General features: G+C 62.5%; 12 protein-coding genes. 10 read left to right on the plus strand and 2 right to left on the minus strand.

What is annotated here, in order from left to right:
• Positions 1-197: 197 nt before the first annotated feature.
• Complete coding sequence (locus tag AD659_RS18905) at positions 198-1,496, plus strand: serine/threonine protein kinase (RefSeq protein WP_053123977.1); 1,299 nt, start codon at positions 198-200, stop codon at positions 1,494-1,496.
• Positions 1,489-2,277 carry an MlaA family lipoprotein gene (locus tag AD659_RS18910; protein WP_053123979.1) on the plus strand — a complete coding sequence of 263 codons (789 nt, stop codon included), beginning with the start codon at positions 1,489-1,491 and terminating at the stop codon, positions 2,275-2,277. The genes AD659_RS18905 and AD659_RS18910 overlap by 8 nt, the downstream gene beginning before the upstream one ends.
• A 132-nt stretch (positions 2,278-2,409) precedes the next feature.
• Here AD659_RS18910 and AD659_RS18915 read toward each other — a convergent pair whose 3' ends face one another.
• Complete coding sequence (locus AD659_RS18915; RefSeq protein WP_053123981.1) at positions 2,410-3,324, minus strand: DUF808 domain-containing protein; 915 nt, start codon at positions 3,322-3,324, stop codon at positions 2,410-2,412.
• A gap of 132 nt (positions 3,325-3,456) precedes the next feature.
• On the opposite strand from AD659_RS18915, the gene AD659_RS18920 reads away from it, so the two are divergent.
• Complete coding sequence (locus tag AD659_RS18920; protein WP_046065644.1) at positions 3,457-4,065, plus strand: TetR/AcrR family transcriptional regulator; 609 nt, start codon at positions 3,457-3,459, stop codon at positions 4,063-4,065.
• Positions 4,066-4,208: 143 nt separating this feature from the next.
• On the opposite strand, the gene AD659_RS18925 is transcribed toward AD659_RS18920, so the two are convergent.
• Positions 4,209-4,649 (minus strand): GlcG/HbpS family heme-binding protein, encoded by a 441-nt coding sequence (locus AD659_RS18925; protein WP_053123984.1) that lies wholly within the window; start codon positions 4,647-4,649, stop codon positions 4,209-4,211.
• A 267-nt stretch (positions 4,650-4,916) separates the two neighbouring features.
• Here AD659_RS18925 and gcl point away from each other — a divergent pair, with 267 nt between their 5' ends.
• From gcl to AD659_RS18960, 7 genes are all read left to right on the plus strand, one after another.
• Positions 4,917-6,692: a glyoxylate carboligase gene (gene gcl, locus AD659_RS18930; protein WP_053123986.1), complete on the plus strand. Its 1,776-nt coding sequence runs from the start codon at positions 4,917-4,919 to the stop codon at positions 6,690-6,692.
• Positions 6,693-6,845: 153 nt separating this feature from the next.
• Positions 6,846-7,628, plus strand: a complete 783-nt coding sequence (gene hyi, locus AD659_RS18935) for a hydroxypyruvate isomerase (protein WP_053123988.1) — start codon at positions 6,846-6,848, stop codon at positions 7,626-7,628.
• A 163-nt stretch (positions 7,629-7,791) separates the two neighbouring features.
• A complete protein-coding gene (locus tag AD659_RS18940) occupies positions 7,792-8,682 on the plus strand; it encodes a 2-hydroxy-3-oxopropionate reductase (RefSeq protein WP_053123990.1) in 891 nt (296 codons plus the stop codon).
• A gap of 149 nt (positions 8,683-8,831) precedes the next feature.
• Complete coding sequence (locus AD659_RS18945) at positions 8,832-10,112, plus strand: glycerate kinase type-2 family protein (protein ID WP_053123992.1); 1,281 nt, start codon at positions 8,832-8,834, stop codon at positions 10,110-10,112.
• Complete coding sequence (gene pyk, locus AD659_RS18950; RefSeq protein ID WP_053123994.1) at positions 10,102-11,517, plus strand: pyruvate kinase; 1,416 nt, start codon at positions 10,102-10,104, stop codon at positions 11,515-11,517. The genes AD659_RS18945 and pyk overlap by 11 nt, the downstream gene beginning before the upstream one ends.
• A gap of 122 nt (positions 11,518-11,639) precedes the next feature.
• Positions 11,640-12,551: an urea transporter gene (locus AD659_RS18955; RefSeq protein ID WP_053123996.1), complete on the plus strand. Its 912-nt coding sequence runs from the start codon at positions 11,640-11,642 to the stop codon at positions 12,549-12,551.
• A 20-nt stretch (positions 12,552-12,571) separates the two neighbouring features.
• Positions 12,572-13,396 carry an ion transporter gene (locus AD659_RS18960; protein WP_053123999.1) on the plus strand — a complete coding sequence of 275 codons (825 nt, stop codon included), beginning with the start codon at positions 12,572-12,574 and terminating at the stop codon, positions 13,394-13,396.
• Positions 13,397-13,424 lie beyond the last annotated feature (28 nt).

Genomic DNA, 13,424 nt, shown 5'->3' on the forward strand with positions numbered 1-13,424 from the left:
CCCACCGCCGCAGGTGAAATTTGCGGTCAAATCCAGCAAACGCCAGATAACTAGCCGTCACCGCACACGACCGTGTATCGTCCCGCTACTATCGCGCCCCGTCCGTGCCTGTTTTGTGCCCGTCATGGCACTTGGCTCCGCTTCGGTGGTCATAGCCTGCGAACCTCATTCGGCACCTTCCTCTAAGGGATCCAGTCATGCTCCGTTCCTTGCGCTTCGCTGCCCTCCTCGGCGGCCTTATCCTGAGTGCGTCCGCGCTGGCGGCAGATATTGACGCCGCCAGCTATGGCTACCCCTTGACCAACCCGTTCGAGGCGACCATCGCCACCACGCCGCCGGACCTGCGTCCGGAGCTGCCGCTGATCGAAGACATCAACCAGGCGGACCACAGCCTGACCCTGCGCCCGGAACGCGAGTTCATCCTGCCGGACAACTTCTGGCCGGTAAAAAGCCTCACCTACCGTATGGCCACCCAGGACAAGCCCGCGCCATTGATCTTCCTGATCGCCGGCACCGGTGCGCGCTACGACAGCACCCTCAACGAATACCTCAAGCGCCTCTACTACAAGGCCGGCTACCACGTGGTGCAGCTGTCATCGCCCACCAGCTTCGACTTCATGAGTGCGGCCTCGCGTTTTGCCACCCCGGGCATCACCAAGGAAGACGCCGAAGACATGTACCGGGTGATGCAGGCGGTACGCGCCCAGAACCCGAAAGTCCCCGTCACCGAGTACTACCTGACCGGCTACAGCCTCGGCGCCCTGGACGCGGCCTTCGTCGCCCACCTGGACGAAACCCGGCGCAGCTTCAATTTCAAGAAGGTGCTGCTGCTGAACCCGCCGGTGAACCTCTACACCTCGATCACCAACCTGGACAAACTGGTCCAGACCGAGGTCAAGGGCATCAACAGCACCACGACTTTCTATGAACTGGTGTTGAACAAACTGACCCGCTACTTCCAGCAAAAAGGCTACATCGACCTCAACGATGCCCTGCTCTATGACTTCCAGCAGTCCAAGCAGCATCTGAGCAACGAACAGATGGCGATGCTGATCGGCACCTCGTTCCGCTTCTCGGCGGCCGACATCGCGTTCACTTCGGACCTGATCAACCGCCGCGGCCTGATCATCCCGCCCAAGTTCCCGATTACCGAAAGCACCAGCCTGACGCCGTTCCTCAAGCGCGCGCTGCAATGCGATTTCGATTGTTACCTCACCGAACAAGTGATCCCGATGTGGCGGGCGCGCACCGACGGCGGCAGCCTGTTGCAACTGGTCGACCAGGTCAGCCTGTATGCGCTGAAGGACTACCTGCACGACAGCCCGAAGATTGCCGTCATGCACAATGCCGACGACGTCATTCTCGGCCCGGGCGACCTGGGCTTCCTGCGCAAGACCTTTGGCGATCGCCTGACGGTTTATCCGCTGGGCGGCCACTGCGGCAACCTTAACTACCGCGTCAACAGCGACGCCATGCTGGAGTTTTTCCGTGGCTAAATATCTGCTGCTTATCGCTGCGTTAATCAGTGCGGGCATGGTCCAGGCCGACAACAGCAAAGCCAATGCGCCTGTGGTGGTGGATTCGGACGGTTTCAAGGAACCGCTGACCAAGCTCAAGTTCAACCCTGGGCTGGACCAGCGCGAGTTCGAGCGCTCGACCCTCAACGCCCTCAACGTCTATGACCCGCTGGAGTCGTGGAACCGCCGGGTCTATCACTTCAACTACCGCTTCGACCAATGGGTGTTCCTGCCCGTCGTCGATGGCTACCGCTACATCACCCCCGGCTTCGTGCGCACTGGGGTCAGCAACTTCTTCAACAATCTGGGGGACGTGCCGAACCTGATGAACAGCCTGCTGCAATTCAAGGGCAAGCGTTCGATGGAGACCACGGCGCGGCTGTTGCTCAACACCACCGTCGGCATCGCCGGCCTGTGGGACCCAGCCACCGCCATGGGCCTGCCGCGCCAGAGCGAAGACTTCGGCCAGACCCTGGGCTTCTACGGCGTACCGGGCGGCGCGTATTTCGTGCTGCCGATCTTCGGTCCTTCGAACCTGCGCGACACTTCAGGCCTGCTGGTGGACTACACCGCTGAATCGGCGATCAACTTCCTGAACGTCTCCGAAGTCAGCTCCAACCACCCGGAACTCCTGCTCCTGCGCGGCGTGGACAAGCGCTACCAGACCAGCTTCCGCTATGGACAACTGAACTCGCCATTCGAGTATGAGAAGGTGCGCTACGTGTACACCGAGTCGCGCAAGTTGCAGATCGCCGAGTAACGTTCGGCGCCCCAAAAAAACACTGTGGGAGCGAGCCTGCTCGCGAAGGCGTCGTGTCAGTTTACGAATAGTCGTCTGACACACCGCTATCGCGAGCAGGCTCGCTCCCACAGTTGTAATGCGTTAGCAGGCTCAGCCTTTCAGCGCCTTCCAGACCTTGCCCACCACCATCACACCCGCCAACACCGCCGCCCCAGCGACAATCCCCGCCACCGCGTTGAGCAACATCGGCACGATGAACCCGGCGCCACCGGCACTGGCCGTCACGCCCTCGATCCAGTGATGCACTGCCGGCACGCCATGAGTGAGGATGCCACCGCCCACCAGGAACATCGCTGCCGTGCCGATCACCGACAGGCTTTTCATCATGTAGGGCGCTGCGCGCAGGATGGCGCCGCCGATGCTTTTGGCGGCCTGTCCCGGTTTCTGGGTCAACCAGAGTCCCAGGTCATCGAGCTTGACGATACCCGCCACCAAACCATAAACCCCAACGGTCATGACAATGGCGATGCCCGACAGCACGATCACCTGCTGGGTCAGCGGCGCATCGGCGACAGTGCCGAGGGTGATGGCGATGATTTCCGCCGAGAGGATGAAGTCGGTGCGTACCGCGCCCTTGATCTTGTCCTTTTCAAAGGCCACCAGATCGACCGCCGGATCCGCCACCGCCTCGACCAGTTGCGCGTGTTCGGCCTGGTCCTCGGCCTTGCTGTGAAGGAACTTGTGGGCGAGTTTTTCAAACCCTTCGAAACACAGGTAGGCGCCGCCAACCATCAATAACGGCGTCACCAGCCAAGGGACGAAGGCACTGATTGCCAGCGCCGACGGCACCAGGATCAATTTGTTGATGAACGATCCCTTGGCCACCGCCCACACCACCGGCAGCTCCCGCTCGGCACGCACGCCTGACACTTGCTGGGCATTGAGCGCCAGATCATCACCGAGCACGCCGGCGGTTTTCTTGGCGGCCATCTTCGTCATCAATGCGACATCGTCGAGAACAGTGGCGATATCGTCGATCAGTACCAGCAAACTGCTTCCAGCCATGGACGGGCTCCTTGAATAATAATGCTGCGCAGCATACCGCGAGCCGCGGCGCCTTGGGGGCATTCTTGAGCGCCGCGCGAGGCCGGTGCTACCATGCGCCACCGCCAGAACAGGCAAGGAACCCCTGGGTTTATGAGCACAATCCGCGAGCGCAACAAAGAATTGATCCTGCGTGCCGCCAGCGAAGAATTTGCCGACAAGGGCTTCGCCGCGACCAAGACCAGTGACATCGCGGCCAAGGCAGGCCTGCCCAAACCCAACGTCTACTATTACTTCAAATCCAAGGAAAACCTCTACCGCGAGGTACTGGAAAGCATCATCGAGCCGATTCTCCAGGCTTCGACACCGTTCAATGCCGACGGCGTACCCGGTGAAGTACTGAGCCACTACATCCGCTCCAAGATCCGCATCTCCCGCGACCTGCCCTTCGCCTCGAAAGTCTTCGCCAGCGAAATCATGCACGGTGCCCCCCACCTGAGCCCCGACCTGGTGGAACAACTCAACGCCCAGGCCCGACATAACATCGACTGCATCCAGACCTGGATCGACCGCGGCCAGATCGCCCCCATCGACCCTAACCACTTGATGTTCAGCATCTGGGCCGCCACCCAGACCTATGCCGATTTCGACTGGCAGATCAGCGCCGTGACCGGCAAGGCGAAGCTGGATGAAGCGGATTACGAAGCGGCGGCGCAGACGATTATCCGGTTGGTTTTGAAGGGGTGTGAGGTGGATCGCTAGCTAGGCTCGGGACCGAGTTGCCGCTATCGCGAGCAGGCTCGCTCCCACAGTGTGGATTTGCGGTGTTTGCAGAATGTGTGCCCACCGCGGCCCTCTCGTGGGAGCGAGCCTGCTCGCGATAGCTGACAGTCAATCAATGCAAATCAAACAGCAGTCCCCACATCCGCCCTCAACTGCACCGCCTCCACCGCCCTCACCGCCACCTGCTCATCCACATCCGAAACATCCCCACTCACCCCAATCGCTCCCAACACCTTTCCCGCCTGATCCCTGATCAACACCCCACCTGGGGCCGGTACGACGTTGCCTTGGCCCAACCCATTCAACGCGGCAAAGAACGCCGGACGTTGCTGGGCGTCCTGGGCGAGCAGGCGCGAGCCTTTGCCCAGGGCGATGGCGCCCCAGGCCTTGCCGATGGCGATCTGCGGGCGGAGCAGGCTGGCGCCGTCTTCGCGCTGCAAGGCAATCAGGTGTCCGCCGCTGTCCAGGACCGCGACGGTCAAGGGTGCGGCGCTGATTTCACGACCTGCGGCAAGGGCTTGCCCAGCCAGGTTGATGGCGACTTTCAAGGTTAGAACGCTCATGGGTGCTGTCCTTCTTTTGTTATGGGAGAGCCTTGGGGCTTCACTTTCAGCAAAACCGAACCCAACAAATAGAACACAACCCTTAATGTTTTTGTATACAATAATTTTCGAAAATCATCTTCATCGACGAAAGGCTGCAGCAAAATCGGGTCTTCCGACGAATGAAACAGGTGCTTGAGGAAAGGGATTGACCTGCACAGTTCACCATGAATACACTCCAAGCACAGCCACTTGTATACAATTACAAAACGTAAGAGGCACAAAACCATGAGCAAAATGAGAGCAATCGAAGCCGCCGTTCTGGTGATGCGCCGTGAAGGCGTGGACACCGCCTTCGGCATCCCGGGTGCTGCGATCAACCCGCTGTACTCCGCCCTGCAGAAGGTGGGTGGCATCGATCATGTCCTCGCTCGCCACGTTGAAGGCGCCTCGCACATGGCCGAGGGCTACACCCGGACCAAGGCCGGCAACATCGGCGTGTGCATCGGCACCTCGGGGCCGGCCGGCACCGACATGGTGACCGGGCTCTACAGCGCTTCGGCCGATTCGATCCCGATTCTGTGCATCACCGGGCAAGCCCCTCGTGCCCGTCTGCACAAGGAAGATTTCCAGGCTGTGGATATCACCAGCATCGTCAAACCCGTGACCAAGTGGGCGACCACCGTGCTGGAGCCGGGCCAGGTGCCGTATGCCTTCCAGAAGGCGTTCTTCGAGATGCGCTCCGGCCGCCCGGGACCGGTGCTGATCGACCTGCCGTTCGACGTGCAGATGGCCGAGATCGAGTTCGACATCGACGCCTACCAACCGCTGCCCCTGGCCAAACCCGCGGCCAACCGCGTGCAGATCGAGAAAGCCCTGGCGATGCTCAATCAAGCCGAGCGCCCCTTGCTGGTGGCCGGTGGCGGCATCATCAACGCCGATGCCAGCGACCTGCTGGTGGAGTTCGCCGAGCTGACCGGCATCCCGGTCATCCCGACCTTGATGGGCTGGGGCACCATCCCCGACGATCACCCGCAGATGGTCGGCATGGTCGGCCTGCAAACCTCCCACCGCTACGGCAACGCCACCTTGCTCAAGTCGGACGTGGTGCTGGGCGTCGGCAACCGCTGGGCCAACCGTCACACCGGTTCGGTGGACGTCTATACCGAAGGTCGCACGTTCATTCACGTGGACATCGAGCCGACCCAGATCGGCCGCGTCTTCACCCCCGACCTGGGCATCGTTTCCGACGCCGCCGCGGCCCTGACGGTGTTCATCGAAGTGGCCCGCGAATGGCAAGCCGCCGGCAAGCTGAAGAATCGCAGCGCTTGGTTGCAGGATTGCCAGCAACGCAAGGCCAGCCTGCAGCGCAAGACTCATTTCGACAACGTGCCGGTCAAGCCACAACGTGTGTACGAAGAGATGAACCAGGTATTCGGCAAGGACACCTGCTACGTCAGCACTATCGGCCTGTCGCAGATCGCCGGCGCGCAGTTCCTTCATGTCTACAAGCCCCGCCACTGGATCAACTGCGGCCAGGCCGGGCCCTTGGGCTGGACCATTCCGGCCGCGCTGGGAGTGGTCAAGGCCGATCCGAGCCGCAAGGTCGTGGCGCTGTCGGGCGACTATGATTTCCAGTTCATGATCGAAGAGCTGGCGGTGGGTGCACAGTTCAAATTGCCGTACATCCACGTTGTGGTGAACAACTCCTACCTGGGCTTGATTCGCCAGGCCCAGCGCGGCTTTGACATGGATTACTGCGTGCAACTGTCGTTCGACAACCTCAACGCCCCGGAACTCAACGGTTATGGCGTGGACCACGTTGCCGTGGCCGAAGGCCTGGGGTGCAAGGCGCTGCGGGTGTTCGAACCGGCCGGTATCCAACCGGCGCTGCGCCAGGCCCAGGCGATGATCGAGGAGTTCAAGGTGCCGGTGATCGTCGAGATCATCCTGGAGCGGGTCACCAACATCTCCATGGGCACCGAGATCAACGCCGTCAATGAGTTTGAAGACCTGGCGCTTGTAGGCAACGATGCACCGACCGCCATTTCGTTGCTCGACTGAGCTGACGGTTGCTTTACCTGTAGGAGCTGCCGAAGGCTGCGATCTTTTGATCTTTCGCTTAAATCTCAAGTGTCGATAGAAAGATCGCAGCCTCGCTTCGCTCGACAGCTCCTACGGGTCAGGACGCCATTTAATTTGTAGCAGGAGACCACCATGCCGCGTTTCGCCGCCAACCTGTCCATGCTGTTCACCGAGCAGGATTTCCTCGCCCGTTTCGAAGCCGCCGCCAAGGCCGGTTTCAGTGGCGTCGAATACCTGTTCCCCTATGACTACAGCTCCGCCGAACTCAAGGCCTTGCTCGACGCCAACGGCCTGACCCAAGTGCTGTTCAACCTGCCCGCCGGCGACTGGGCCAAAGGCGAGCGCGGCATTGCCTGCCTGCCGGACCGGGTCGAGGAGTTCCGTGCTGGTGTCGACCTGGCAATCGCCTACGCCCAGGTGCTGGGCAACACGCAGGTCAACTGCCTGTCGGGGATTCGCCCGCAGAACTGCAGTGAAACCCTGGTGGAAAAAACCTTCGTCGCCAACCTGAAATACGCCGCCGAGAAGCTGCAGGCCAAAGGCATCAAGCTGGTGATGGAAGCCATCAACACCCGCGATATTCCCGGCTTCTACCTGAACAACACCGCCCAGGCCTTGTCGATCCGCGAGCAGGTGGGCAGCGCCAACCTGTTCCTGCAGTACGACATCTACCACATGCAGATCATGGAAGGTGACCTGGCCCGGACCCTGTCGGCGCACCTGGGCGAGATCAACCACGTGCAACTGGCGGACAACCCGGGCCGCAACGAGCCAGGCACGGGCGAAATCAACTACCGCTTCCTGTTCGAACATCTGGACCGCATCGGCTACCAGGGTTGGATCGGTTGCGAATACAAGCCACTGACCACCACCGAAGCGGGCCTGGGCTGGCTGAAAACCCATAACGCGATCTGACTGGCGCGGGCTTTTGTGGCGAGGGAGCTTGCTCCCGCTCGGCTGCGAAGCAGACGCATGATTTTTCACCCGACATGGATTTCTGGGGCCCCTTCGCGGCCCAGCGGGAGCAAGCTCCCTCGCCACAGAAACCCGGGATATTTAAATAAGAGAGGACTTTCCCATGGCTAAAATCGGATTCATCGGCACCGGCATCATGGGCCACCCCATGGCACTGAACCTGCAAAAGGCCGGTCACAGCCTGTTCCTGTCCCAGCACCACGACCCGGCCCCGGCCGACCTTGTGGCCGGTGGTGCAGTGGCGTTGGCCAACCCGAAGGAAGTGGCCCAGGAAGCCGAGTTCATCATCGTCATGGTCCCGGACACGCCGCAGGTCGACGACGTGCTGTTTCGCGCCGACGGCGTGGCGGCGGGCGTGGGCGCAGGCAAGGTGGTGATCGACATGAGTTCGATCTCCCCCACCGCCACCAAGGCGTTCGCGGCGAAGATCAATGAAAAAGGCGCACAGTACCTCGATGCCCCGGTCTCCGGTGGTGAAGTCGGTGCCAAGGCCGCGACCCTGAGCATCATGGTCGGTGGCGACAGCGCCGCCTTCGAACGCGCCCTGCCGCTGTTCCAGGCCATGGGCAAGAACATCACCCTGGTGGGCGGCAACGGTGACGGCCAGACCGCGAAAGTGGCGAACCAGATCATCGTCGCCCTGAACATCCAGGCGGTGGCCGAAGCGCTGTTGTTCGCCTCGAAAAACGGTGCCGACCCGGCCAAGGTCCGTGAAGCGCTGATGGGCGGTTTCGCTTCGTCGAAGATCCTCGAAGTGCACGGCGAGCGCATGATCAAGGGCACCTTCGACCCGGGCTTCCGCATCAGCCTGCACCAGAAGGACCTGAACCTGGCCCTGCAAGGCGCCCGGGAGCTGAACATCAACCTGCCCAACACCGCCAACGCCCAACAAGTGTTCAGCACCTGCGCGGCCATTGGTGGCAGCCACTGGGATCACTCGGCGCTGATCAAGGGGCTGGAGCACATGGCCAATTTCTCCATCCGCGACAACTGACACACCACACCCCTTGTGGGAGCGGGCTTGCTCGCGAAGGCGATCTTCCTGTCAATGAAGTATTGACTGACACACCGCCTTCGCGAGCAAGCCCGCTCCCACAGGGGTCTGCGTTGCCCTTCAAATAACAAAAATCCCGGGAGCCCGCCATGTCGGTCGATCCGCAACAACTGCTGCGCGAGCTGTTTGCCACAGCCATCGACGCGGCCCATCCGCACCATGTCCTTGAACGCTACCTGCCCAGCGACCGCAGCGGCCGGGTGATTGTCATCGGGGCCGGCAAGGCCGCGGCGGCCATGGCGCAAGTGATCGAGCGCTGCTGGCAGGGCGAAGTGTCCGGCCTGGTGGTGACCCGCTATGGCCATGGTGCGCCCTGCCAGAAAATCGAGGTGGTGGAAGCCGCCCACCCGGTGCCTGACGCCGCTGGCCTGGCCGTGGCCCAGCGGGTGCTGGCGCTGGTGAGCAATCTCAGCGAAGACGACCGGGTGATCTTCCTGCTGTCCGGCGGCGGTTCGGCCCTGCTCGCCTTGCCGGCCGAAGGCATCACCCTGGCCGACAAGCAATCGATCAACAAAGCCTTGCTCAAGTCCGGCGCGACCATCGGCGAGATGAATTGCGTGCGCAAGCACCTCTCGGCGATCAAGGGCGGTCGCCTGGGCAAGGCCTGCTGGCCAGCGACGGTTTACACCTACGCGATTTCCGATGTACCCGGCGATCTCGCCACGGTCATCGCCTCCGGCCCCACCGTGGCCGACCCCAGCACCTCGGCCGAAGCCCTGGCGATTCTCCAGCGCTACCACATCGAGGTGCCGGCCTCGGTGCGCAACTGGCTGCAAAGCCCGGCATCGGAAACCGTCAAGCCCGGTGACCCGAGCCTGGCCCGCAGCCACTTCCAATTGATCGCCCGCCCCCAGCAGTCATTGGAGGCCGCGGCGGTGAAGGCCCGGCAGGCCGGTTTCAGCCCATTGATCCTCGGCGACCTGGAAGGCGAATCCCGGGAGGTGGCGAAAGTCCATGCCGGCATCGCCCGGCAAATCGCCCTGCACGGCCAGCCATTGGCGGCGCCGTGCGTGATTCTTTCCGGCGGCGAAACCACCGTCACCGTGCGCGGCGATGGCCGTGGCGGGCGCAATGCCGAATTCCTGCTGAGCCTGACCGACAGCCTCAAGGGCCATCCCGGCATCTACGCCTTGGCCGGTGACACGGACGGCATCGACGGTTCCGAAGACAACGCCGGCGCCCTCATGACCCCGGACAGCTATCGCCGTGCCGCCGAGCTGGGCCTGTGCGCCAGTGACGAGTTGGATAACAACAACGGCTATGGCTACTTCGCCGCCCTGGACGCGCTGATCGTCACCGAACCGACCCGCACCAACGTCAACGACTTCCGCGCCATCCTGATCCTCGAGAACCCCAAACATGACGCCTGATAAAAAGGTCAAGATCCTCGCGACCCTCGGCCCCGCCACCCGCGGCATCGATGACATCCGTGAGCTGGTACAGGCCGGGGTGAACATCTTCCGCCTGAACTTCAGCCACGGCGACCATGCCGACCACGCCCAGCGCTACCAGTGGATTCGTGAGGTCGAGCAGCAGCTCAATTACCCGCTGGGCATCCTGATGGACCTGCAAGGCCCGAAGCTGCGGGTCGGCCGGTTCGCCGATGGCAAGGTCCTGCTGCAACGCGGCCAGGCCCTGCGCCTGGACCTGGACCCGACGCCCGGTGATCAACGCCGGGTCAACCTGCCCCACCCGGAAATCATCGCGGCCCTGGAGCCCGGCATGGACCTGCTGCTGGACGACGGCAAGTTGCGCCTGCGCGTGACCGCCAGGCACAGCGACGCCATCGACACCGAAGTGCTCAACGGCGGCGAGCTGTCGGACCGCAAAGGCGTGAACGTGCCCCAGGCCGTGCTCGACCTGAGCCCGTTGACCGCCAAGGACCGGCGCGACTTGAGTTTCGGCCTGGAGCTGGGCGTGGACTGGGTGGCGCTGTCGTTTGTGCAGCGTCCCGAGGACATCCGCGAGGCGCGTGCGCTGATCGGCAATAAGGCATTCCTGATGGCGAAGATCGAAAAGCCGTCGGCGGTGACCCAACTGCGGGAAATCGCCGAATTGAGCGACGCGATCATGGTCGCCCGCGGTGACCTGGGGGTCGAAGTCCCAGCCGAAAGCGTGCCGCAGATCCAGAAAAACATCATCGGCACCTGCCGTGCCCTCGGCAAACCGGTGGTGGTGGCGACCCAGATGCTCGAGTCGATGCGCTTTTCCCCGGCGCCCACCCGTGCCGAAGTCACTGACGTCGCCAACGCCGTGGCGGAGGGGGCCGATGCGGTCATGCTCTCGGCGGAAACCGCGTCCGGCGACTACCCCCTCGAAGCCGTGCAGATGATGAGCAAGATCATCCGCCAGGTGGAAAACGGCCCCGACTACCAGGCACAGCTGGACGTCAGCCGGCCGAAAGCCGAGGCCACGGTGTCGGACGCCATCAGCTGCGCGATCCGGCGCATCAGCAGCATCCTGCCGGTGGCCGTGCTGGTGAATTACAGCGAATCGGGCAGTTCCAGCCTGCGCGCGGCACGGGAACGGCCGACGGTGCCGATCCTCAACCTCACGCCGAACCTGCAGGCCGCCCGCCGCCTGACGGTGGCCTGGGGCGTGCACTCGGTGGTCAATGACCGCTTGAAGCAGGTGGATGAGGTCTGTTCCACCGCCCTGGAAATCGCCCAGGCCCAAGGCATGGCCCAGCGTGGCGATACCCTGGTGATTACGGCGGGCGTGCCGTTCGGGCAGCCGGGGTCGACCAATTCGCTGCGTATAGAGACCCTGATCTGAGTTTTTCTGTGGCGAGGGAGCTTGCTCCCGCTCGGTTGCGTAGCAACCGCAAAAAGAGGGGCCGCTGCGCGACCCAGCGGGAGCAAGCTCCCTCGCCACAGTTCTCTTACCTCTGACCCATCATGCCCAACCATTCCACCAACCCCCACTGCCCCGACTGGGCCACCGCCCTGCTCAACGGCTTCAGCCAAGTCTTTCTCCAGCGCCATCCGCTGTGCGGCCTGCTGTGCCTGCTGGCGATTCTGCTCACGGCGCCCGCCCTGTTCGGCGGCGCGTTGCTGGGCGGGGTGGCCGGGTTGCTGACAGCCCAGCGACGCGGTTACGCCAAGGCCGACCGCCAAGCCGGGTTGTTCAGCTACAACGGTATCCTGCTGGGCTTGCTGCTGAGCCTTGTGTTGCCCTGGTCGGTGCTGTTACCGCCATTGATCATTGCCGCAGGTGGCCTCAGCGCGATGCTGACCCAGCAATGGCTCAAGCGAACCCGCGGCCCTCGCTGTCTGCCCGCCTACACCGCGCCCTTCGTCGGGTTGGCTTGGCTGCTGATGAGTTTCACCCTGCCGCCCTCACCACCCGCCTCGATGGAGATGACGATAGCCAACCTGCTCGCCGCTCATTTGAGCGGACTGGGCCAAGTCATGTTTCTCGGCCACCCGGCGGCCGGTGCGCTGATTGCGCTGGGCTTGCTGCTGGCCAACCGTCGCGCCGCGGCTTGGGCATTGTTCGCTTCCGCCGCCGGCCTGGCCTTCGCCTTGTCGCAACATGAAAACGCAACCGCCCTTTCCGGGCTGGGCGGCTACAACCCGGTGTTGGTGGCGCTGGCCCTCAGTCAACAACGGCGCCCATGGCTGTCGCTGACGGGCATCCTCCTGGCAATCATGCTTACCCCAGGGTTTATCGCCCTTGACCTGCCGCCGCTGACGGCTCCGTTCATCCTCGCCTGCTGGCTGATCCAGGCCAGCGGCCGGGCGTGGCACCAGGCCAGTCTCGACAGCGCGCCTTGCGCTCTGCGGGGCAATCACCCTAGGCTTCGCTGATTCTGGTTCAGGCGAAGCGTATGGACAGCAGCAACAACTGGCGTGAACGCCTCTATGTGATCATTTTCCAGACCGACACCGTGGCCGGCCGGCGCTTCGACAGCACCTTGCTGTTGATCATCCTCGCCAGCCTGGTGATCGTGATGCTCGACAGCATCGACAGCGTGCACAAAAACTACGCGGCCCTGCTGGCCGGTATCGAGTGGGGCTTCACCTTCATCTTCATCGTCGAATACGGCCTGCGCCTGTACTGCTCGCCCAAGCCGCTGCGCTATGCCTTCAGCTTCTATGGCCTGGTGGATCTGCTGGCGATCGTGCCGGGGATCCTGGCGCTGTACTACAGCGATGCCCAATACCTGCTGATCATTCGGATCATCCGCATGCTGCGGATTTTCCGCGTGCTCAAGCTCAGCCCCTACCTCAAGCAAGCCAACTACCTGATGGCGGCGCTGCGCGGGAGCAAGCAGAAAATCATCGTGTTCCTGGTCAGCGTCTCGACCCTGGTGACCGTCTTCGGCACGCTGATGTATGTCATCGAAGGTCCCGAGCACGGTTTCACCAGCATTCCCAAGGGCATCTATTGGGCTATCGTGACATTGACCACCGTAGGCTTCGGCGACATCGTGCCCAAGACCCCCCTGGGCCAAGTGGTGTCATCCCTGGTGATGATCACCGGTTACTCGATCATCGCCGTGCCGACGGGCATTTTCACGGCCGAACTGGCCACGGCCATGCGCGGCGACCAGCTCCAGCACGATTGCCCGGTGTGCAGCAAAAACAACCACGAACACGGCGCCGCGTTCTGCTCCCGTTGCGGCAACGCATTGTTCAAGAAATTGGAATAAGCAAAGCATTTTTTAATGCTTGATGACC

Origin of the sequence: Pseudomonas thivervalensis (genome assembly GCF_001269655.1) — a bacterium.
In the GTDB taxonomy this organism is placed as follows: domain Bacteria; phylum Pseudomonadota; class Gammaproteobacteria; order Pseudomonadales; family Pseudomonadaceae; genus Aquipseudomonas; species Aquipseudomonas thivervalensis.